This is a genomic window from Buchnera aphidicola (Hyalopterus amygdali) (assembly GCF_964059015.1).
Taxonomy (GTDB): Bacteria; Pseudomonadota; Gammaproteobacteria; order Enterobacterales; family Enterobacteriaceae; genus Buchnera; species Buchnera aphidicola_BN.
This window is the reverse complement of the sequence record NZ_OZ060383.1, coordinates 267,430-287,825: the sequence shown is the minus strand read 5'-3', so window position 1 is coordinate 287,825 and position 20,396 is coordinate 267,430. Positions and strand designations below refer to the sequence as shown.

At 26.3% G+C, this 20,396-nt stretch carries 18 protein-coding genes, 3 tRNA genes, 1 rRNA gene and 1 pseudogene; 9 read left to right on the top strand and 14 right to left on the bottom strand.

Annotation, left to right across the window (positions count from 1 at the left end; all coding sequences use genetic code 11):
- Positions 1–55: 55 nt before the first annotated feature.
- Positions 56–1,426, bottom strand: coding sequence for an adenylosuccinate lyase (gene purB, locus AB4W74_RS01350; RefSeq protein WP_367682212.1), 1,371 nt, complete (start codon positions 1,424–1,426; stop codon positions 56–58).
- Between the two features lie 40 nt (positions 1,427–1,466).
- Positions 1,467–2,570 carry a tRNA 2-thiouridine(34) synthase MnmA gene (gene mnmA, locus AB4W74_RS01345; protein ID WP_367682211.1) on the bottom strand — a complete coding sequence of 368 codons (1,104 nt, stop codon included), beginning with the start codon at positions 2,568–2,570 and terminating at the stop codon, positions 1,467–1,469.
- Between the two features lie 219 nt (positions 2,571–2,789).
- Between mnmA and lepA the strand changes: the two genes are divergently transcribed.
- The 5 genes from lepA (at position 2,790) to acpS (ending at position 7,669) form a co-directional block, all read left to right on the top strand.
- Complete coding sequence (gene lepA, locus AB4W74_RS01340; RefSeq protein WP_367682210.1) at positions 2,790–4,583, top strand: translation elongation factor 4; 1,794 nt, start codon at positions 2,790–2,792, stop codon at positions 4,581–4,583.
- A 16-nt stretch (positions 4,584–4,599) separates the two neighbouring features.
- A complete protein-coding gene (lepB, locus tag AB4W74_RS01335) occupies positions 4,600–5,520 on the top strand; it encodes a signal peptidase I (protein WP_367682209.1) in 921 nt (306 codons plus the stop codon).
- Positions 5,521–5,656: 136 nt separating this feature from the next.
- Positions 5,657–6,340 carry a ribonuclease III gene (gene rnc, locus AB4W74_RS01330; protein WP_367682208.1) on the top strand — a complete coding sequence of 228 codons (684 nt, stop codon included), beginning with the start codon at positions 5,657–5,659 and terminating at the stop codon, positions 6,338–6,340.
- A gap of 2 nt (positions 6,341–6,342) precedes the next feature.
- Positions 6,343–7,185: a GTPase Era gene (era, locus tag AB4W74_RS01325; RefSeq protein WP_367682207.1), complete on the top strand. Its 843-nt coding sequence runs from the start codon at positions 6,343–6,345 to the stop codon at positions 7,183–7,185.
- A 103-nt stretch (positions 7,186–7,288) separates the two neighbouring features.
- On the top strand, positions 7,289–7,669 hold the full coding sequence (gene acpS / locus AB4W74_RS01320) for a holo-ACP synthase (RefSeq protein ID WP_367682206.1): 381 nt from the start codon (positions 7,289–7,291) through the stop codon (positions 7,667–7,669).
- Here the strand turns inward: acpS and tadA are convergent.
- Entirely contained in the window at positions 7,666–8,115 is a 450-nt protein-coding gene (gene tadA, locus AB4W74_RS01315) for a tRNA adenosine(34) deaminase TadA (RefSeq protein WP_367682205.1), read from the bottom strand. The genes acpS and tadA overlap by 4 nt on opposite strands.
- Before the next feature lie 21 nt (positions 8,116–8,136).
- Positions 8,137–8,616, bottom strand: coding sequence for an SsrA-binding protein SmpB (gene smpB, locus AB4W74_RS01310; protein WP_367682204.1), 480 nt, complete (start codon positions 8,614–8,616; stop codon positions 8,137–8,139).
- 96 nt (positions 8,617–8,712) lie between these two features.
- On the opposite strand from smpB, the gene AB4W74_RS01305 reads away from it, so the two are divergent.
- Complete coding sequence (locus AB4W74_RS01305; RefSeq protein ID WP_367682248.1) at positions 8,713–9,018, top strand: RnfH family protein; 306 nt, start codon at positions 8,713–8,715, stop codon at positions 9,016–9,018.
- On the opposite strand, the gene AB4W74_RS01300 is transcribed toward AB4W74_RS01305, so the two are convergent.
- The 5 genes from AB4W74_RS01300 to dnaQ all read right to left on the bottom strand — a co-directional run bounded on the left by AB4W74_RS01300 (position 9,015) and on the right by dnaQ (position 11,707).
- On the bottom strand, positions 9,015–9,587 hold the full coding sequence (locus tag AB4W74_RS01300; protein WP_367682203.1) for a nucleotide exchange factor GrpE: 573 nt from the start codon (positions 9,585–9,587) through the stop codon (positions 9,015–9,017). The two genes, AB4W74_RS01305 and AB4W74_RS01300, sit on opposite strands and share 4 nt — an antisense overlap.
- Positions 9,588–9,658: 71 nt before the next feature.
- A complete protein-coding gene (gene gpt, locus AB4W74_RS01295; RefSeq protein WP_367682202.1) occupies positions 9,659–10,123 on the bottom strand; it encodes a xanthine phosphoribosyltransferase in 465 nt (154 codons plus the stop codon).
- A gap of 88 nt (positions 10,124–10,211) precedes the next feature.
- Entirely contained in the window at positions 10,212–10,802 is a 591-nt protein-coding gene (lpcA, locus tag AB4W74_RS01290; protein ID WP_367682201.1) for a D-sedoheptulose 7-phosphate isomerase, read from the bottom strand.
- Positions 10,803–10,849: 47 nt separating this feature from the next.
- Positions 10,850–10,923: transfer RNA gene (locus AB4W74_RS01285), tRNA-Asp, on the bottom strand.
- A gap of 76 nt (positions 10,924–10,999) precedes the next feature.
- Positions 11,000–11,707: a DNA polymerase III subunit epsilon gene (gene dnaQ / locus AB4W74_RS01280; RefSeq protein WP_367682200.1), complete on the bottom strand. Its 708-nt coding sequence runs from the start codon at positions 11,705–11,707 to the stop codon at positions 11,000–11,002.
- A gap of 43 nt (positions 11,708–11,750) precedes the next feature.
- Between dnaQ and rnhA the strand changes: the two are divergent.
- Together rnhA and gloB are read left to right on the top strand one after the other, a co-directional pair.
- Positions 11,751–12,229, top strand: a pseudogene (gene rnhA / locus AB4W74_RS01275) (ribonuclease HI).
- 38 nt (positions 12,230–12,267) lie between these two features.
- Positions 12,268–13,029, top strand: coding sequence for a hydroxyacylglutathione hydrolase (gloB, locus tag AB4W74_RS01270; RefSeq protein WP_367682199.1), 762 nt, complete (start codon positions 12,268–12,270; stop codon positions 13,027–13,029).
- On the opposite strand, the gene AB4W74_RS01265 is transcribed toward gloB, so the two are convergent.
- From AB4W74_RS01265 to AB4W74_RS01255, 3 genes are all read right to left on the bottom strand, one after another.
- Positions 13,021–13,093: transfer RNA gene (locus AB4W74_RS01265), tRNA-Ala, on the bottom strand. The two genes, gloB and AB4W74_RS01265, sit on opposite strands and share 9 nt — an antisense overlap.
- Before the next feature lie 10 nt (positions 13,094–13,103).
- Positions 13,104–13,180, bottom strand: a tRNA-Ile gene (locus AB4W74_RS01260).
- Between the two features lie 56 nt (positions 13,181–13,236).
- Positions 13,237–14,787 (bottom strand): 16S ribosomal RNA (locus tag AB4W74_RS01255).
- A gap of 404 nt (positions 14,788–15,191) precedes the next feature.
- On the opposite strand from AB4W74_RS01255, the gene argS reads away from it, so the two are divergent.
- Positions 15,192–16,934: an arginine--tRNA ligase gene (gene argS, locus AB4W74_RS01250; protein ID WP_367682198.1), complete on the top strand. Its 1,743-nt coding sequence runs from the start codon at positions 15,192–15,194 to the stop codon at positions 16,932–16,934.
- Between the two features lie 104 nt (positions 16,935–17,038).
- On the opposite strand, the gene flhA is transcribed toward argS, so the two are convergent.
- Both flhA and flhB read right to left on the bottom strand, forming a co-directional pair.
- Positions 17,039–19,126, bottom strand: coding sequence for a flagellar biosynthesis protein FlhA (flhA, locus tag AB4W74_RS01245; protein WP_367682197.1), 2,088 nt, complete (start codon positions 19,124–19,126; stop codon positions 17,039–17,041).
- Complete coding sequence (gene flhB / locus AB4W74_RS01240; RefSeq protein ID WP_367682196.1) at positions 19,119–20,258, bottom strand: flagellar biosynthesis protein FlhB; 1,140 nt, start codon at positions 20,256–20,258, stop codon at positions 19,119–19,121. The genes flhA and flhB overlap by 8 nt, the downstream gene beginning before the upstream one ends.
- Positions 20,259–20,396: the final 138 nt, after the last annotated feature.

Here is a 20,396-nt window from a genome sequence, read left to right as displayed (position 1 = left end):
ATCTCACTATAAAGAATTCCTTAAATGTAAAAAATTAATATATAAATAATATTTTTTATATTACTTCATCCACAATTTTTTCTGCTAATCCCACATAATTAGATGGAGAAATTTTTTTTAAACGTTCTTTTTCTTCTTTAGGTATATTTAAATTTTCTATAAATTGATGCATATTTAATTTATCTATTTTTTCCCCCCTAGTGAATTTTTTTAATTTTTCATAAGCATTTTTAATTTTATAACGACGCATAACAGTTTGCACAGGTTCAGACAAAACTGACCAATTTTTATTTAAATTATCTATTAATTGTTTAACATTAATCTCTAATTTACTAAGTCCCGATAGAAGAGAATGATATGCAATAATAGAGTAAGATATTGTTACTCCTATATTTCGTAAAACTGTAGAATCACTTAAATCACGCTGCCACCTAGAAATAGGTAACTTATTAATCATATGATTCATTAAAGCATTTGATAATCCTAAATTTCCTTCTGAATTTTCAAAATTAATAGGATTAATTTTATGTGGCATGATAGATGAACCTATTTCATGATCTATTCTTTTTTGTTTAAAATAATTGAGAGAAATATACCCCCAAATATCTCGATTAAAATCAATTAATATTGTATTAAACAAAGATATACATCCAAAAAATTCAGCAATATAATCATGTGGTTCAATTTGTGTAGTACAAGGATTCCAACTAATCTCAAGCGATGTTATAAATTCCTTACTAACTTTTTGCCAATTGATTTTTGGATACCCTGCCAAATGTGCATTATAATTTCCAGTAGTACCGTTTATTTTTCCTAATATTTCTATTTTTTTTAAGATATTATATTGACGTTGTATACGATAATAAAAATTAGCTATTTCTTTTCCTACAGTAGAAGGCGTAGCGGGTTGTCCGTGAGTTAAAGATAATATAGGAATATTTTTATATTTAATTGACATTTTTTTTAAAAAATCAATTATTTTTTTCCATAAAGGCAAAATAATTTTATCGCGTGCTTTTTTTATCATTAATGCATATGCTATGTTATTGATGTCTTCTGAAGTACAGGCAAAATGGACTAATTCTAAAAATTGCAATAGTTTTTTTGACTTAGATATTTTTTCTTTTAAAAAATATTCCAATGCTTTTATATCATGATTAGTTTTTTTTTCTATTTTTTTTATAGATATCGCATCTTTTTCATTAAAATTTTTAATAATTCTATCGAGAAAAAGTATATCTTGATCTTCTATGTTATCAAAATCTAAAACATCATGTATATTAATAATTTTTTTGAACCATTCGATTTCTATATGAAGACGATATTTTAAAAAACTAAATTCACTGAAAATTTCTCTTAGAACCTTAGTAGAATTAGCATATCGACCGTCAATTGGGGAAATTGCTGTTAATTCGCTTAATTCCATATCTGAAATTCCTATTTTTTTAATTAAAAATACATATTATTTATAATAATGGTATTTTTGATTTAATAATACCACCACCTATACATTTTTGTGATAAATAAAATACTACTGATTGTCCTGGTGTAACAGCAATAACGGGAGAATTAAAAAGAACTTTAACAAAAAAAATATTTATAAACTCTACGTTACATGGAATATCTATTTGTCGATATCTTGTTTTTATATTACAAAAAAATGGAAAATTTATTTCATCTCGATTAATCCAATTAACCTCTGTAGCTATCAAACCGATAGACATTAATTTCTTGTTATATAAACCTTGATCGACAATTAATGTATTATTTTTAATATTTTTTTCAATTACATACCATGGAAGATTATCTTTTCCTTTAATACCTCCAATTCCGAGTCCTTTTCGTTGACCTAAGGTATAACAAAATAAACCATTATGTTCCCCCATAATTTTACCTTCATTTGTAATAATTTTTCCTTTTTCAGATTGAATATAACGATGAAGAAAATCATTTATTTTTTTAGGTCCAATAAAACAAATTCCAGTAGAATCTTTTTTTTCAAAATTTTTTAAACCTATCTTTTTTGCGATTGTTCTTATTTGTTTTTTTTGAAATTTTCCAAGAGGAAACAAAATTTTCTTCAGTTGAGTACGTTTTAAAGTATATAAAAAGTAACTTTGATCTTTATTAAAATCTATACCTTTGAAAAGATAATATTTTTCATTTTTTTTTAAAATACGAGCATAGTGACCAGTTGCAATATAATCTGCTTGCAATTGTTTAATTGCATATTCAAAGAAGACCTTAAATTTAATTTCTTTGTTACATAATATATCAGGATTTGGTGTTTTTCCTTTTTTATGTTCAATTAAAAATTTCTCAAAAACTTCTTCCCAATATTCTTTGGAAAAATTTATTTTATGTAAATAAATATTTAATTTTTTACACACATTTTCTGCATCAAATAAATCTTGAGCTGCGTTGCAATAATTTTTTTGATCGTCCTCCTCCCAATTTTTCATAAATAATCCCTCTACTTGATAATTTTTCCGTTTTAAAAACCATGCAGAAACTGAAGAATCTACACCTCCAGACATAGCTACAATTACTTTTTTTTTCTTTATTTTCATAAATAATTATATTTTCTTTTTTTTAAAATTATTTTATATTTTTTTAAAAAACTTTTAGATATTGTTATATCTAATAGCATTTTAAGAGGTTGACTTTGTATTATATAAAAATGAGTACAAGAAATATATTAAATATTTACACTTTTAAAAAATATTAATATAAAATGAATCTTTTAAAGATATATTTTACTAAACAAATTTTTTAAAATGGTCAAAAAAATGAAAAATATAAGAAACTTTTCTATTATCGCTCATATTGATCATGGAAAATCTACTCTATCTGATCGTTTAATTCAAAAATGTGGTGGACTCTCTGAAAGAGAAATGTCTAATCAAGTTTTAGACTCGATGGAATTAGAAAAAGAAAGAGGTATTACAATTAAAGCACAAAGTGTAATGATTAATTATAAGAATAAAATAGGAAATATTTTTCATTTAAACTTTATTGATACACCAGGTCATGTAAATTTTTCTTATGAAGTTTCTAGATCTTTATCAGCATGTGAAGGTGCACTATTAGTTGTTGATACTACTCAAGGAGTAGAAGCTCAAACATTAGCTAATTGCTATACTGCTTTAGAAATGAATTTATCAATAGTGCCTGTATTAAATAAAATAGATTTACCTAATTCTAATCCAGAACGAGTTGCTAAAGAGATTGAAGATATTATAGGTATTTCTGCATTTGATGCAATTAGATGTTCAGCTAAAACTGGACAAGGTATAGAAGAATTAATAGAACGCATTATTAATTATATACCTTCACCGAAGGGTGAAGAAAATCAACCATTACAGGCACTTATTATTGATTCGTGGTTTGATAATTATTTAGGTGTAGTATCCCTAATAAGGATCAAAAACGGGATAATATCTAAAAAAGATAGAATTCAAATTATGAGTACAGGAAAAACTTATTTTGTTGAGCAGATAGGTATTTTTACACCTAAAAAAATACCTAAAAATCATCTGAAATGCGGAGAAGTAGGATGGATTATTTGTGGTATTAAAAATATTTCTGCCGCTCCAGTTGGGGATACATTAACACAAGCTAATAATCCAGCAGTTACTATTTTAAAAGGTTTTAAAAAAATAAAACCTCAAATTTACGCTGGTTTATTTCCAACTACATCAGAGCAATATGAAGTATTTAGAGAAGCATTAGGAAAATTAAGTTTAAATGATTCTTCATTATTTTATGAACCAGAAAATTCAACTTCTCTAGGTTTTGGTTTTCGATGTGGATTTTTGGGTTTATTACATATGGAAATCGTTCAAGCTCGTTTAGAAAGAGAGTATTCCCTTGATTTAATTTCAACCGCTCCAACTGTTGTATATAAAGTAGAACTTATTAACGGGAAAAAAATTTATTTAGATACTCCTTCAAATTTCCCTATAAAAAATGAAATAAAAAAAATAAAAGAACCTATTGTTGAATGTAATATTTTATTACCCTCTAAATTTATTGGTCCAGTAATGAAACTGTGCATAAAAAAAAGAGGAGAACAAATTAGCATGGTTTATCATGAACAACAAGTTTCTTTAAAATATTATATTCCAATGAATGAAGTTGTATTAAACTTTTTCGATGAATTAAAATCAGTTTCAAGTGGATATGCTTCATTAGAATATGATTTTAAACATTTTAAAACTGTCAAAATGGTTAGAATAGATGTATTAATTAATTCAGAAAAAGTAGATGCATTAACAATAATTTCTTATTACAAAAATGCACAATATCGTGCTCGAGAAATTGTTGATAAATTAAAAAAATTGATACCACGACATCAATTTGATATTAATATTCAAGCAACTATTAATAATTCAATTGTTGCTAGATCTACAATTAAACAACTAAGGAAAAATGTATTAGCGAAATGCTATGGTGGAGATATTACTAGAAAAAAGAAATTATTAAAAAAACAAAAAGATGGTAAAAAAAGAATGAAAAAAATAGGAAATGTTAATGTGCCAAAAACAGCATTTCTTTCAATTTTAAATATTCATGATAATTAAAATAAAAGGAAACATGATGCCTAATATATTAACTATTTTTTTAGTAATTAGTACAATATTAACTGGAATATTATGGATATTTTATCGTATTAAATTAATTATAAATTATTTTTCTAATAAAAAAAAAATAGTTCAAGATAATGTTTATATAAATAAAAAAAAATGTTTTTTTCAATCTTTTTCATCATTTTTTCCAACATTTTTTACTGTATTAATAATACGTTCCTTTATTTATGAACCATTTCAAATACCTTCATCTTCAATGATGCCAACATTATTAGTTGGAGATTTCATTTTAGTAGAAAAATTTGCATATGGTATTAAAGAACCAATTACTAAAAAAACATTTATTAAAACATATTTACCTCAATATGGTGATATTGTAGTTTTTAAACATCCGAAAAATAATATGAATTATATTAAACGTGTAATAGGATTGCCGGGGGATAAAATATTTTATGATATAAATACAAAAAAAATACAAATTTGTATTGACTATACTCATCAAAAAAGTTGTAAAAAAAAATTGTCTATCAAATATTCAACATCTAAATTAAGTAAATTTTTTCAAAAAAAATATTTTTTTGACAAAAAAAAATCAAAAACAAAAAAAATATACAACTCTTTTTACTTCAAAACAGTTGAAGAATCAATAAATAACTTAACCCATGAAATATTGGTATTAGACAGAGCTAAAAGTCAGGTGGATCATTACTATCAACAACCAGGCATGCCTAAATTAATTTGGATAGTTCCTAAAAATAAATATTTTATGATGGGAGATAATCGTGACAATAGTTCAGATAGTCGCTATTGGGGGTTTGTACCAGAGAAAAATTTATTAGGAAAAGCAACAAAAATATGGATGAGTTTAGAAAAAGAAGAAAATGAATGGCCGACAGGTATACGTATTAATAGAATTGGGAATATACATTAAAAAATAGCAATTAATATAACAGAATATAATCAGTATTATATATTAATTTTGAATTATATCTTCAATTTTATCAACATTTTACTGTTTTTCCTGTTATATGTAAAATCAATTAAAATATCATTGAAATTGGTATAACATGAACTATATCGTAGCAAATAAAATACAACAAATATTAGGATATATCTTTACTGATATAAATCTCTTAAAACAAGCATTAACACATCGAAGCGCAAGTAGTAAACATAATGAAAGACTTGAATTTTTAGGAGATTCTATTCTCAGTTTTGTTATTGCAAATGCCTTATATCAGCATTTTCCCTATGTTGATGAAGGTGATATGAGTCGTATGAGAGCTACTTTAGTAAGGGGCAATACGTTAGCAGAAATAGCATATGAATTCGATTTAGGAGAATATTTGCAATTAGGTCAAGGTGAATTAAAGAGTGGGGGCGTTCGTCGTGAATCTATTCTAGCTAATACCGTAGAAGCATTAATTGGTAGCATATATTTAGATAGTAATATCAAAACAGTAGAAGAGCTAATATTAAAATGGTATGAAAAACGTCTAGAAAAAATAAAACCTGGAGAAAAACAAAAAGATCCTAAAACACGATTACAAGAATACTTACAATCTAAACATCTATCTTTGCCTTCATATTTAATAGTTGAAGTATATGGGGAAGCACATAATCAATTATTTACTATTCATTGCCAGGTGAGTACAATTTCAATGAACTTAATTGGTACTGGAACGAGTAGAAGAAAAGCAGAACAAGACGCAGCAAAAAAAGCATTAATTCAATTAGGTATAGAAGAATAAAAATGGAAGAATACTGTGGTTATATAACTATTATTGGCAAAGCTAATTCCGGTAAATCAACTTTAATTAACAAAATAATTGGAAAAAATATTTCTATTACGTCAAATAAAAAAAATACAACACAAAAAAATATAACAGGTATTAAAACAAAAGAAATTTATCAATCTATTTATATAGATACACCAGGGATAAAATTATATAAAAAAAAAGAACTTGAAAGATTAGTAACAAATAATAATCTAAAAATTATAAAAAATTCAACATTAATTATATTTGTTCTAGATGGCATTTCTTGGAAGATAGATGATGAATTAGTTTTTAATAAAATTAAAAAAAATAATATCCCAATTATTGTTGCAATTAATAAAATAGATAAAATTAAAAATAAAAATACTATTTTGCCTCATATAAATTTTCTTTTAAAAAAAATTAATCCAATAACTATTGTTCCTATTTCTGCAAAAAAAGAGAAGAATATAATTGTTTTAGAAAAAATTATTCGTTCTTATTTACCAAAAAAAAATCATATATTTCCTAAAAATTATATCACAACAAATTCTTTATTTTTTTCAATATCTGAAATAATTCGTCAAAAATTAATATTTTTTTTAAGAGATGAATTACCCTCAACAACTAGTGTAAAAATTGAATCTATTGAAAAAAAAATAAATAATATATTATGGATTAAAGCTATAATTTATGTACAATATGAAAGACAAAAAAAAATTGTTATTGGCACAAAAGCGGAAATAATTAAAAAAATTGGTATTTTATCCAGATTAAATATCGAAAAAGAAATAAATAAAAAAGTACATTTATTAATATGGGTAAAAAAAATAAGTTAAAAAATAATAATTTTTAAAATTAGTTACTGATATTTCAAATATTCTAACTAATTTTAAAAATAAAATTTATCCTATTCATTCAATTAAAAGGATTATCATTAGCGTGTCTATTATAGGTGTAGGAATAGATATTGTAGAAATTTTGCGTATTAAAAATATTTTTAATGCCTTTGGTAGAAATTTTGCCAAAAAAATTTTATCGATACAAGAATGGGAAAAATACATAGTAAATAAAAATCCTATACAATTTCTTTCTAAAAGATTTGCAGTTAAAGAAGCTGCATCGAAAGCGTTGGGAACAGGAATACAAAAAGGAATAAAATTTAGTGAATTAGAGTTATATAATGATAATTTAGGCAAACCAAAATTACGTTTTTTAAAAAACGCTTTTAAAAAATATCAAGAAATACAATGTAAATCTACTTTTGTTAGTATATCTGATGAAAAATTATATGCATATGCCTTAGTTATATTAGAAGGTTAACATCGTTTTTTTTTAAAAAAATTGCTTAAAATTTTAGAACATTGATTTTCCATAACATTTTTTTTAATATGAAATTTATTTTTTTTTTCTAAATCTAAAAAAAAATTTTCTAAAAAATATTTTTTTTTATAACTAGTACCAAAGACTAGTCTTTTAATACGACTATTTATAATCGCTCCGCAACACATGATGCAAGGTTGTAATGTGACATAAAGTGTCGTATTTAGCAATCTATAATTTTTTATTTTTTTTCCTGCTCTCCGTAAAGCTATTATTTCTGCATGAGCAGTCGGATCATTTTGAGAAATAGAACTATTCCGTCCCCTCCCTATAATTCTTTTTTCAAATACAACTATTGCGCCTATAGGAACTTCCCCCTTTTTTTTTGCATAATATGCATTTTTTAGGGCTATTTTCATCCAATATTTATCTTGATCATCCTGCATAAAGTTTATTTAGTATATAGTTTAAGTTTTTTTTAAAATTTTTAATTTGGTTTTCTCCCATTCATTCTTTTTTTTCTCTTCTCTTTTATCAAATTTATTTTTTCCCTGAGCTAGTCCAAAACTTAATTTACACCAAGATTTTTCCCAAAATAAAGACAGTGCAATCAATGTATAACCAGTTTTATTTTTTTTATTAGATAAATATTGAATTTCATTTTTATGTAGAAGTAACTTTCTTTTTCGCGAAGAATCACAAAATATATGGTTAGAAGAGGTATTTAATGGCTGAATAAGAGAATTATACAAATATATTTCATTTAAATGATCATTATTAATATAACTTTCTGAAATGTTTATCCTTCCCATTCTAATAGATTTTGCTTCCCATCCCATTAATACAAGACCAGATTGAAATACTTCTTTTATGAAAAAATTATAATATGCTTTTTTGTTTTTACAAATAATAGATGGTTTTGAATAAGATTTTTTTTTATTTAACATAATTTTTTGTAATCCAAAAAAAATTATTTTATTTATTGATTTTTTTTAAAATTTTTGGTAAATAAGAACTTATTTTTTAAAGTAAATATGAATTATATGACTATGATTAAAGTAACAGTGATTTATGCTTTATCAGATATTCAATATATTGAAGAAATTAATATTAGATCGGATTATACAGTAAAAGATGCTATATTAACTTCAAATTTATTAAATAAAATAAAAAAAAATATTCAACATTTTAAAAATAAAATAGGAATTTATAATAAATTAGTACATTTAAACACACATTTAAAAAATGGAGACCGTATTGAAATTTACAGAAATTTAATCATCGATCCCAAAGAAAGAAGAAAAAAAATTGTAAAAACTTTAAAAAAAAATAAATTTGTTAAAAATTAATTGTCCTTGTTTTTTGAAACTACAACCATAGCAGGGCGTAATAAACGACATTCGTTAAGTATATATCCAGATTGCATAATATCTATGACTTGATTTGGTTTGTGATCATTAGTCTGCAATACAGACATGGCTTGATGAATTTCTGGATTAAACAAAACATTCTTTTTTTTAATTTTTGATATATTAAATTCACTTAAGATTTCATTGAATAAAGAAGAAATAAATACTATTTTGTTTAAAATATCTAGGTAAATGTTTTCTTTCTTTTCTTTTATAATAGTTAAAGCTCGTTCAACATTATCGATAATAGGTAAAAATTCAATTAATATTTTTTCTAAGCAAAATTTTCTAGATTTTTCTATTTCACTATTTAATCGGTTGTGCAATTTTTTTATTTCGTTATTATTTTCTATTTCTAATATCATTACTTTTTCTTGAATTTTTTTTAATTCTATTTCTAGAGAAGATATAAAATTATCTTTAATTAAATGACCGTCACTATTATTTCCAGTATTGTTTTCTATTTTAGAAATATTTATCTCTTCATTTTTTTCTTTTTCATTTGTCATACACATACCTTTTATAATATAAAAAATATTTTAAAATAAGATATTTTTATCAAAAATTTTTTAGTTTTAAATCATTTTTTAACAAGAGGGGGGGTGTAAGATATTGACATATCCCAAGGTTGTTCTATCCATATGTTTTGTTCAATATCAATAATATAATCATCTACTAGCAATCGACCCATTGGTTTTGCAAAAATAGTTACAAAGTGTGCCTTAGGATATAAATTGCGAATAATTTTTGCTGTTCCTCCTGTATCTACAAGATCATCTACAACAATAATTTTTTCTCCGTTACCTTGCGCTCTTTTAATTACTTTTCTGTCTTTTTGTAAACAATTATAATTGTAACTTGCAATACACACAGTATCTATGCAACGAATACCTAATTCTCTTGCTAACAATGCAGAAGGAACAAGTCCTCCTCGACTAACAGCAATGATTCCATTCCAAGAATTTATTTTCTTAAATAGTCGATTAGCTAGTTTTCTAGTATGAATTTGAAGCATATCCCAAGTAACAATATATTTCTCACTCATTAAGAAAATCCAAAACTATAAAATAGTATTTATTAGAAAAGTGGAAATAATTTGTAATTATTGTAGGATCTATAATTTTTTTAAAAAATTAATTTAATTTATTCATTTCTTTTTCAATAATTAATATTAATATATGAATAATTTTAATATGCATTTCTTGTATTCGATCTGAATAATCATGATGGGGGATACAAATTTCTATATCAGATAGTTTTAATTTTTTTATTTCCCCTCCATCTCTCCCTGTTAATACAATTGTTTTCATATTTTTTTTATGAGCAACTTTTATTGCATTGATGATATTAACAGAATTACCAGAAGTAGAAATTGCTAAAAGTACGTCATTAGCAGAACCAATACTTTGTATGTAACGTGAAAAAATGTAATCAAATCCAAAATCATTTCCTATTGCAGAAATATGACCCGAGTCAGAAATAGGTATTGCAGGATATCCAGGTCTTTTTAATCGATATAGACCGGTTAATTCTTCTGAAAAATGAACTGCATCACAATGAGAACCTCCATTCCCGCATGTAATTACTTTGTTTCCGTTTTTAAAACATTTTGAAATTAAAATAGCTGCTTTTTCAATATTCTTTATTTGTTTTTCATTTTTTAAAAAGTCTTTTAATACCTTTAGAGCAACATTAAGTTCAGAAGAAATAATTTTTTTATACATTATTTAATATTTTTTAAATTTAAAAAATTAAAGAAAATTATTTTTTTCGGTGCGGACGGGACTCGAACCCGCGACCCCCGGCGTGACAGGCCGGTATTCTAACCAACTGAACTACCGCACCTTGTTTATATTATAACATTGTACCTATTTTAAAAAATTGAGTCAATAACCTTTTATAATTATGTCATAATTTATTTTTAAAATAAATTTTTTTTTATATGTCTTAAATAATTTTCATGAAGCTGTAATTCTATTTTATTTGCTTTTAATATTTTTAATGAACGGTCTTTTTTTATTATTGATTGTTTTTGATGTTGATTATTTGTTATATTTTGAATGTTGTTTTGAAATAATATTGATTCCTGACCACTCGTCATTAAAAGGTATAATTTAGCTAAAAGAAAAGCATCTAACAAAGCACCATGTAAAATTCTATGAGAATGTTTTATTTTATAACGAGTACAAAGAGCATCTAAGGTATTTTTTTTCCCAGGAAATAATTCTCGAGCCATTTTTAATGTATCGATGATACAACAAATTTTAGATATATTTTGAAAATTTTTATTTAACATTGAAAATTCTTGATTAATAAATCCTACATCAAAAGATGCATTATGAATTACTACATCTGAATTTTTAATATAATAAAAAAATTTTTTAGATATTTCTTTAAAACATGGTTTATCTGATAAAAAATCATTAGTAATACCATGTACTTTTATAGCATTTTCTTCTATTAATCTATTAGGTTTGATATATTCATGAAAATTGTTTCCTGTAAAACGACGATTAATAATTTCAACTGCTCCAATTTCAATAATTCTATGATTTAGATGAGGAGGGTTTATATTGTTTATTCCTGTTGTTTCAGTATCTAATACTATTGTTCTGTTATTGTTCTTCATGATAATTTATTTTTTATTTTTTAATATTGACATGGTAATAAAGATGACAAAATTAGTTGAAATTTTTTCAGATGGTTCCTGTTTAGGAAATCCTGGTGCAGGAGGATATTGTACAATATTACGTTACAAATTACACAAAAAAATATTAACTGCTGGCTTTTTTTTCACTACAAATAATAGAATGGAATTAATGGGCGTCATATCAGGTTTAGAAACACTTAAAAAATCTTGTATTATTAAAATTACAACTGATAGCCAATATGTTAAAAAAGGTATTACTGATTGGATATATACATGGGAAAAACAAAGATGGCAAACTAAAAAAAAAAATTAGTAAAAAATATAGATTTATGGCTTCGTATCCATTCTCTCATTAAAATACATGATATAACATGGGTTTGGGTGAAAGCTCATTTTGGTCATATAGAAAATGAAATGTGTGATAAAATCGCTCGCAAGTCTGCTCAAAATCCTTTATTTCAAGATATTTTTTATGAAAAAAACATTTTTTATAAAAAATAAATATCTTATTTTTATATTCTATGTTTAATAGGATAAAGATGATTTTAACAAAAATTTTTGCATTAAATGATAATTATATTTGGATTCTTTATAATATAAATAATTTTTGTATTATTATTGATCCTGGTGTATCTCACTTAGTTATAAAAAAAATACAGGAAAAAAAATGGAATCCAGTCGCTATTTTATTAACTCATAATCATATTGACCATGTAGGAGGTGTAAAAAATATTTTAAAAGCATACTCAAATATCATTGTTTTTGGCCCTGAAGAAACAAAAAAATTCGGTGCGACTAGAATAGTTAAAAATGGAGATAAAATAAGATTGTTAGACAAAGAAATTAATGTTTTTTTTACACCAGGTCATACATTAGGTCATATTTCATATTATTTAAAACCTTATATTTTTTCCGGTGATACGCTGTTTTCAGGAGGTTGTGGTCGTGTCTTTAAGGATAGGTTTGCTGATATGTATCAATCAATTAATTTTATTAAATCATTACCAAAAAATACATTTTTATGTTGTTCTCATGAATATACTTTATCTAATTTAATTTTTTCTCTTTCTATTTTACCATTTGATAGGAAAATAAAAAATTATTACAAAAATATAAAAAAAGTTCTTCTTTTGAAGAAGGGAAGTCTTCCTGTTGCTATTAATATTGAGAGAAAAATAAATATCTTTCTAAGAACAAGAGAAAATGAAATAAAAGAAGCAATTGGTTTAGGATATGAAAAAAGTGGTTTTGAAGTTTTTGTTGAATTAAGAAAAAGAAAGGATTGTTTTAATTGGAGCTAAGCGGGATTGAACCGCTGACCTCCTGCGTGCAAGGCAGGCGCTCTCCCAGCTGAGCTATAGCCCCCTAATTATTATGGTAGGCCTGAGTGGAATTGAACCACCGACCTCACCCTTATCAGGGGTGCGCTCTTACCATCTGAGCTACAAGCCTTTAAAAAAATTTAATTAGATAATTTGTGTGGGCACCTTCAAAAAAGTATTTATTTTTAAGGAGGTGATCCAACCGCAGGTTCCCCTACGGTTACCTTGTTACGACTTCACCCCAGTCATGAATCACAAAGTGGTAGACGCCCTCCTTTTTACGGGTTGGTATATCTGCTTCTTTTGCAACCCACTCCCATGGTGTGACGGGCGGTGTGTACAAGGCCCGGGAACGTATTCACCGTGGCATTCTGATCCACGATTACTAGCGATTCCGACTTCGTGGAGTCGAGTTGCAGACTCCAGTCCGGACTACGATTTACTTTATGAGGTTTGCTTGTCTTCGCAGATTTGCTTCTCTTTGTATAAACCATTGTAGCACGTGTGTAGCCCTGGTCGTAAGGGCCATGATGACTTGACGTCGTCCCCACCTTCCTCCGGTTTATAACCGGCAGTCTCCTCTGAGTTCCCGGCCGAACCGCTGGCAACAGGGGATAAGGGTTGCGCTCGTTGCGGGACTTAACCCAACATTTCACAACACGAGCTGACGACAGCCATGCAGCACCTGTCTCACAGTCCCCGAAGGTACTTTTTTATTTCTAAAAAATTCTGTGGATGTCAAGACCAGGTAAGGTTTTTCGCGTTGCATCGAATTAAACCACATGCTCCACCGCTTGTGCGGGCCCCCGTCAATTCATTTGAGTTTTAGCCTTGCGGCCGTACTCCCCAGGCGGTCGACTTAATGCGTTAGCTTCGGAAGTCACTTCTCTTGGAAACAACCTCCAAGTCGACATCGTTTACGGCATGGACTACCAGGGTATCTAATCCTGTTTGCTCCCCATGCTTTCGCACCTCAGCGTCAGTATTCGTTTAGGAGGCCGCTTTCGCCACAGGTATTCCTCCAGATATCTACGCATTTCACCGCTACACCTAGAATTCTACCTCCCTCTACGATACTCTAGCATTTCAGTTTCAAATGCAGTTCCTAGGTTAAGCCCAGGGATTTCACATCTGACTTAAAAAACCGCCTACGTGCTCTTTACGCCCAGTAATTCTGATTAACGCTTGCACCCTCCGTATTACCGCGGCTGCTGGCACGGAGTTAGCCGGTGCTTCTTCTGCAGGTAACGTCACAAAATAATATTATTAGTATTATTTTTTTCCTCCCTGCTGAAAGTACTTTACAACCCTAGGGCCTTCTTCATACACGCGGCATAGCTGCATCAGGCTTTCGCCCATTGTGCAATATTCCCCACTGCTGCCTCCCGTAGGAGTCTGGACCGTGTCTCAGTTCCAGTGTGGCTGGTTATCCTCTCAGACCAGCTAGAGATCGTTGCCTTGGTAAGCCTTTACCTTACCAACAAGCTAATCTCGTCTGGGTTCATCCAAAAGCATGAGGCCTTATAAAGGTCCCCCACTTTGGTTTTTCAACTTTATGCGGTATTAGCTACCATTTCTAGTAGTTATCCCCCTCTTTTGGGCAGATCCCCAGATATTACTCACCCGTTTGCCGCTTGCCGACAAAGAAAGCAAGCTTTCTTTTCGCTGCCGCTCGACTTGCATGTGTTAGGCTTGCCGCCAGCGTTCAATCTGAGCCATGATCAAACTCTTCAGTTTTAAAATATTTTTACTTAAAGAATGAATCTTTAAGATTTTTTAAAGATATAATATTTGTACTTAATTTTCTGTGCCCACACAGATTATCTAATTATTTTGTTAAAGAGCGTTGTTTTTTAAAAATTTTTTAAAGTTTTTTAAACTTTATATGAGGTTACATTTTTTTTAATGTTTTGTCAACTCTTTTTAGAAAAATTAATTTTTAATTTAGAATTTACGACAATTTCATAAAATTTAAAAATAATTTTTAATATCTAGTAAAAACATTTTATATGATGCGTTTATTATAAAAAAAATAATATAAATTATGAATTAAATTTTAAAAATTATAGTATATTACAAAATACAGAAAAAAAATTATTATAAAGACTTATTTTTTTAAATTTGAATTAGGTTACATAATTATGAATATAAAAGATATAATTAGAAAAGATATTGAGTATGCTTTAATTAAAATTAACAACAATTATACCTATAAAGTATTGATTATATCTACCAAAAAAACAGGTTTTGGTCAATATCAACTTGATAACTTGATCAAGTTATCTAATATTTTATATATATCACCAGATATATTATATGAAAAAATAATAAATTTCATACAAAAAAAAAATATATATAAGAAAATAATTTTTTCAAAACCTGGATTTATTAATTTTTTTATTAAAAATACCTGGTTATCTAAACAATTAGAGAAAATATTTCTTTCATCTCGACTAGGCATTAAACATCTTCATCCTAAAAAAAATATTATAGTAGATTATTCTTCTCCAAATATTGCAAAAGAAATGCATGTTGGACATTTAAGATCAACAATAATAGGAGACGTTACAGTAAGAGTACTAGAATTTTTAGGACAAAAAGTTATAAGAGCAAACCATATTGGTGATTGGGGAACACAATTTGGCATATTAATTGCATATTTAGAAGAAAAAAAACTATTAAAAAAATTAAATCAAAATCTTCTTTGCCTAAAAGATTTAGAAAAAATTTATTGTGAATCAAAAATAGAATATAAATTAAATCAGTCGTTTTCAAAAAAATCTAGATCATATGTAGTAAAATTACAAAATGGGGATCCATATTGCTATTCTATTTGGAAAAAATTAGTTTCAATTACTATGCTAAATAACTATAAAATATACAAAAAACTTAATGTTACATTAACAGATAAACATACCATTGGAGAAAGTTTCTATAATCATATGTTACCAAATATTGTAAAAGATTTGAAAAAGAAAAAAATAGCTAGCGAAAAAGATGGAACTACCATTGTTTTTTTAGATGAATTTAAAAATCGAAATGGACAATCTATGGGAGTAATTATTCAAAAAAAAGATAAGGGTTTTTTATATGCAACTACAGATATAGCTTGTATGAAATATAGATGTCAATATTTGCATGCAAATCGTATTATATATTATACAGATTCTCGACAATATCAACATCTTTTACAGTCTTGGACTATTGCGAAAAAAGCAAATTATATATCTAAAGATTTATTATTAGAACATCATATATTTGGTATGATGTTATACAAAAATAAAAAACCATTTAAAACTCGTGATGGAAATACTATTAAACTTTCCAATCTACTTGATGAATCTGTTAATAAAGCTATGAATTTAATTAAGAAAAAAAAACCAAATTTATGCAAAAAAAAACTTGTTAAGTTAAGTGCTATAATTGGAATAAGTGCTGTAAAATATTCTGATTTATCTAAAAATAGAGTTACAAATTACATATTTGATTGGGAGAAAATGCTTAGTTTTGAAGGAAATACCGCTCCTTATATACAATATGCTTATACAAGAATTATATCTATTTTGAAAAAATCCACTATTCCACTTCATAAAATAAAAATTAAAGTAATTTTAAATAAAGATAGCGAAGTTAATTTAGCTATTAAAATACTAGAATTTGAAGAAATTATTTTATTAATAGCTCAAAACGGAACACCTCATATTATGTGCAAATATCTTTATGAACTTGCTACATGTTTCTCTAATTTTTACGAAAATTGTTCAGTTCTTTTTTCTAAAAGAATAAAAACCCGTAAAAGTCGACTGAAATTATCTTTTTTAACAGCAAAAACAATAAAAAAAGGACTGCATTTATTAGGAATTAAAATAGCAAAAGAAATGTAAAAAAATATTAATTTATATATTAAATATTAGTACGGTGGGGAAATAATGTAGTACCAAAAATGTACCACTTAAAACCACACCAACTTATATTTACATATAAACAATTATTTTCCCAATATATTAGTCGCTTTAATTTTTTTGGTATCTTTTATTTCAAATTGAGATAAAACCGTTAATTCTGGAAAATTTGTACGCAGCATTTTTGATAAAAAAAACCGAAGAGGATGAACTACTAATAATACAATAGGAGCATTTATTATTTTTTGTTGTTCAATCGCTTCTCGAGTTTTAATTATAAGTAACTCAGATAAACCTGGTTCTATAGTATTATTTTTCTCTTTTAAGCTATTTAATAAAAGTTGTTCTAAATTTTTATCTAAAGCTATTATTTCAATAACATCTTTTTTATAAAATAAATTTTGTGTAATAATTTTACTTAATGCAATACGCACAAAACTTGTCAATTCATCGGCATTTTTATGATTAACAGCATATTCTGATAATGTTTCTAAAATAGTTCTCATATCTCGTATTGGTACTTTTTCTAAAAGTAAATTTTTTAAAATTTTTTGCAAAGTAGTTAAATTAATTAAATTAGGTATTAATTCTTCATTTAATTTTGGCATTTCTAAATTAACATAATCTAATAATTGTTGAGTTTCTTGACGACCAAATAATTCATTAATATGTTTAGAAATTAAAAAATTTAAATGCGTAGCAATAATAGAACTAGATTCTATAACAGAATAACCCTTCTTTTCTGCTTCATTTTTAAAACTTATATCAATCCAATAGCCAGATAAACCAAAAGCAGGCTCATATACTTTTTTAAATGGCAAAGGTTCTATTTCTCTTCCTGAGCAAATTGCCATATATTTTTCATACAAACATTCTCCTTGTCCTACTTCAACTCCTTTAATTAAAATTCGATAAGAAATAGACTGTAAATTAGTATTATTTTTAATATGAACCAAGGGAGGTAAAAAACCAATTTCTTGAGCAACTTTTTTTCGAACAATACGAATTTTATCTAATAAATTATCTTTTTTTTGAGCATTTACCATTGGTATTAAACTATGTCCAATTTCTATTCTTATAGGATCTTCTAATTCAACATCATTCCAGGAAGCTTCAGAAATCGGATTATTTTTTAATTTATATTGATTTTTAATACTCGAAACATCTTTTTTGATTTTGGTTCCTTTTTCACTTAACCACCAAGAAAAAAAGAACAATAAACATGTAAAAACTAAAAATATAAAATTTGGCATACCTGGAACTAATCCAAGAATACCTAAAACTATTGCACTTAAAAATATTACTTGGGAATTATAAAATAATTGACTAATCATCTGTTCACCAACATTTTGATTAGTACTAACGCGTGTAACAATTACCCCAGCTGCTGTAGAAATAACTAACGCTGGAATTTGAGCAACTAAACCGTCTCCTACAGTTAATAAAGTATATACTTCTGCAGCTTTGCTTAATAACATTTTATGCTGAAACAAACCAATAATCAAACCTCCAAAAATATTAAGAATCATAATTAAAATACCAGCAATTGCATCTCCTCGAACAAATTTACTAGCACCATCCATTGATCCATAAAAATCTGCTTCTTGTGTTATTTTTAAACGACGTTTCTTAGCTTCTTTTTCACCAATTAGACCTGCATTTAAATCAGCATCAATTGCCATTTGTTTTCCAGGCATTGCATCTAGTGTAAACCTTGCTCCAACTTCAGCTATTCGACCAGCTCCTTTAGTTATAACCATAAAATTAATAATAACTAAAATAATAAAAACAACTATACCAATAGCAAAGTTTCCACCTACTAAAAAATGACCAAATGATTCTATTACCTGACCTGCAGAGTGTGTACCAGTATGACCATTTAAAAAAATTATACGTGTAGATGCAACATTTAATGCTAAACGTAGTAATGTAGAAAAAAGTAAAATTGTTGGAAAAGCAGTAAAATCAAGAGTATATCGATTAAACATAGAAACAAGTAAAATAATTATTGATAAAGCAATGTTAAAAGTAAAAAAGATATCTAATACAAAAGGCGCTAATGGTAAAACCATCATTGATAAAATAATTAAAATTAGTACTGGACCGGTCAATATTTGCCATTTTGTTTGTTTTAAATTTTGTATAATACGAAAAAAAGAAGAAAATTTAATCATTATTTTTGCTTTCTCCTGTAAAATTTAATTCCGAAGGAATTGATATATTTTTAGGTTTTTCTGGGAATATTCCACCTTCTTTTTTCCATTTTCTAACATTCCAAACCCATGCTAAAATTTCAGCAACTGCCTTGTAAAATGAACCTGGAATATACTGTCCAATTTCCGAATAACGATATAATGAACGAGCTAAAGACGGTACAGAAATAATGGAAATATTATTTTTAATACCAATTTCTTTTATTTGAATAGCTAGATTGCCAACTCCTTTAGCTATAACTTTAGGAGCATTCATTTTTTCTACATCATATTTAAGTGCAACAGAATAATGAATTGGATTAGTTATAATAACATCTGCTTTAGGAACATCTAGTATCATTCTTCTTTGTAAATTTTGTTTCATTTGTTGTCGAATACGTATTTTTATATTTGGATTGCCTTCTTTTTCTTTAAATTCATCTTTGATTTCTTGATGAGTCATTTTTAATTTTTTATGATATTTCCATTCTTGCCAAAGCACATCTAAAATTACAATTGGAACTAAACCTAATAGAACAAAAATACAACAATAAGCAATTAAATTAAATGTATTATATAAATAAGATGCAGAATTATAAATATTTATTGAAAAGATTTTAAAAAAACAAACCCATAAATAAAAAATTGATATACTGCCAATTATAAGTAATTTCAGGATTATTTTAAAAATTTCAATAAATATTTGAAACGAAAAAATTCTTTTAAAACCATTTAATGGATTCAATTTTGAAAAATTTACTTTTAATGATGTGCAATTAAATTGAATACCACTGAATAAAATAGAGGGTATTATAATTATACACATTAAACACAATGAAAACGGAAAAAAAATAATCAATATTTCTTTTATAATAAGAAAAATATTTTGTCTATCTAAAAATATATCATTACCAAAACAAAAACTATTAATCATAATTTTTTTTAATTCTAAAAAAATTGAATATTTAGAAAACCATAGTATTAATAAACCAAATATTAAAATTAACAAAGAATTTAACTCACGAGAATATCTTGTTGTTCCTTTTTTCTTAAATTTTTTAATTCGATGTTCTGTTGGTTGCTCAGTTTTTTCTTCATTCATATCATGATTCATTTTAAATATTTTACCCATGAAAATTGTTATTTTAAAAAATTAAATAAAACTATTTTTAAAAAAAAATATCTTAAATAAGATTTTATTATATAATAGAATTATTAATAATTTAAAATAAACATTTTAAAAACTATAAAA

Bases quoted from the DNA above. Each gene is read 5' to 3' on its own strand.
- purB (WP_367682212.1), bottom strand. From the start codon at position 1,426: ATGGAATTAAGCGAATTAACAGCAATTTCCCCAATTGACGGTCGATAT.
- mnmA (WP_367682211.1), bottom strand. From the start codon at position 2,570: ATGAAAATAAAGAAAAAAAAAGTAATTGTAGCTATGTCTGGAGGTGTA.
- lepA (WP_367682210.1), top strand. From the start codon at position 2,790: ATGAAAAATATAAGAAACTTTTCTATTATCGCTCATATTGATCATGGA.
- lepB (WP_367682209.1), top strand. From the start codon at position 4,600: ATGCCTAATATATTAACTATTTTTTTAGTAATTAGTACAATATTAACT.
- rnc (WP_367682208.1), top strand. From the start codon at position 5,657: ATGAACTATATCGTAGCAAATAAAATACAACAAATATTAGGATATATC.
- era (WP_367682207.1), top strand. From the start codon at position 6,343: ATGGAAGAATACTGTGGTTATATAACTATTATTGGCAAAGCTAATTCC.
- tadA (WP_367682205.1), bottom strand. From the start codon at position 8,115: ATGCAGGATGATCAAGATAAATATTGGATGAAAATAGCCCTAAAAAAT.
- smpB (WP_367682204.1), bottom strand. From the start codon at position 8,616: ATGTTAAATAAAAAAAAATCTTATTCAAAACCATCTATTATTTGTAAA.
- AB4W74_RS01305 (WP_367682248.1), top strand. From the start codon at position 8,713: ATGACTATGATTAAAGTAACAGTGATTTATGCTTTATCAGATATTCAA.
- AB4W74_RS01300 (WP_367682203.1), bottom strand. From the start codon at position 9,587: ATGACAAATGAAAAAGAAAAAAATGAAGAGATAAATATTTCTAAAATA.
- gpt (WP_367682202.1), bottom strand. From the start codon at position 10,123: ATGAGTGAGAAATATATTGTTACTTGGGATATGCTTCAAATTCATACT.
- lpcA (WP_367682201.1), bottom strand. From the start codon at position 10,802: ATGTATAAAAAAATTATTTCTTCTGAACTTAATGTTGCTCTAAAGGTA.
- dnaQ (WP_367682200.1), bottom strand. From the start codon at position 11,707: ATGAAGAACAATAACAGAACAATAGTATTAGATACTGAAACAACAGGA.
- gloB (WP_367682199.1), top strand. From the start codon at position 12,268: ATGATTTTAACAAAAATTTTTGCATTAAATGATAATTATATTTGGATT.
- argS (WP_367682198.1), top strand. From the start codon at position 15,192: ATGAATATAAAAGATATAATTAGAAAAGATATTGAGTATGCTTTAATT.
- flhA (WP_367682197.1), bottom strand. From the start codon at position 19,126: ATGATTAAATTTTCTTCTTTTTTTCGTATTATACAAAATTTAAAACAA.
- flhB (WP_367682196.1), bottom strand. From the start codon at position 20,258: ATGAATCATGATATGAATGAAGAAAAAACTGAGCAACCAACAGAACAT.